The organism is Vibrio sp. Vb1337 (assembly GCF_033338715.1).
GTDB classification, from domain to species: Bacteria; Pseudomonadota; Gammaproteobacteria; order Enterobacterales; family Vibrionaceae; genus Vibrio; species Vibrio alginolyticus.
Window position 1 is genome coordinate 1 of the sequence record NZ_JAWOTD010000114.1, and the last position, 1,357, is coordinate 1,357.

Sequence of the window (1,357 nt, forward strand, 5' to 3'; positions counted from 1 at the left end):
CCCGCAGCCATTAGCGCCACTGCTAATTTGCTTTTCATGGTTTTCATTTGCATAACTCCTTCATGCGGGGATCCGGATCCCTTGTTATTGTGTTTGCGTCTTTATAATGACTAAAGATCAGCCAAGCGAAATACTTGGTTTATGCCGTTTTGATTTCTTCTCGCAGGCCCGTAAATTCAGGCATTAGAGAGATCAATTTTTTGCTGTATTCGTGCTGTGGAGCAGTAAAGAGCTGCTCGGTAGGCGCGACTTCCAATAACGTGCCCATCTGCATTACACCTACTCGGTCACACATCTGACGAATCACCGGTAAATCGTGACTGATAAACAACATCGTTAGGTTCAGTTCACTTTGCAGATCTTTTAGCAAGTTCAGAATTTGTGCCTGTACCGACACATCCAACGCTGATGTCGGTTCATCACAAATCAAAAGTCGAGGACGAGTGGCCAGAGCGCGCGCAATCGAAATACGCTGACGCTGACCACCAGAGAATTCATGAGGATATTTCACGCCAGCCATGCGACCCAAACCAACATGATCAAGCAAATCATTTACGATTTGACGTGTTTCTGCTTCATTCTTGGTGAGTTTATGGAAACGAATTGGCTCGGCAATAATGTCTGCCACCTTCATACGAGGGTTCATAGACGTGTATGGGTTTTGGAACACCATCTGCATTTGACGTCGCATCGGACGACGCTCTTTTTCCGACTTCATCGCCGTGAGATCGATGCCTTCAAATTTCACTTGGCCAGAGTTTGGCTCATACAAACCAGCAATCACGCGCGCGATGGTCGACTTACCCGAACCTGACTCACCCACCAGACCAAACGTCTCACCTTCGTGCACCTCAAAACTCACATTGTTCGATGCCTGCACGTACTCACGGCGGCTTTCAAACAAAGAGTCCTTAGTCACAAACCTTAGGTTGACGTTTTTCACATCCAACAACGGGCCAGTGTACTCACGCTGATCTTGGCTTTGACCAAGCCAGTGGTTCTTGATGTCCAGCGACTTCATTTCTGTCGCTTCTTCGATGTAACTCACCAGAGGGAAACGATCGAGCTTTCTGTCTGAGCGAGGAACCGCCGAAATCAAGCTGCGCGTGTATGGATGATCTGGGTTGCCCAACACTTTTGCCGTTGGCCCAAACTCAACAAGATCGCCACGGTACATTACCGCCACGCGGTCTGTAACGTTTGAAACCACCCCCATGTCGTGCGTAACCAACATACAACCAACATTGTTCTGGATACACAACTCACGGATAAGATTCAGGATTTGGTCTTGGATTGATACGTCCAGTGCCGTGGTTGGCTCATCGGCGATGATCAGATCTGGCTCACCAGCCAAAGC

Annotated in this window: 1 protein-coding gene; it reads right to left on the bottom strand. The window is 48.3% G+C overall.

The window, feature by feature from the left end; genetic code table 11:
* Positions 1–139: 139 nt before the first annotated feature.
* On the bottom strand, positions 140–1,357 hold a 1,218-nt coding region (locus tag R7E42_RS24315; RefSeq protein ID WP_318073135.1), incomplete at its 5' end, for an ABC transporter ATP-binding protein.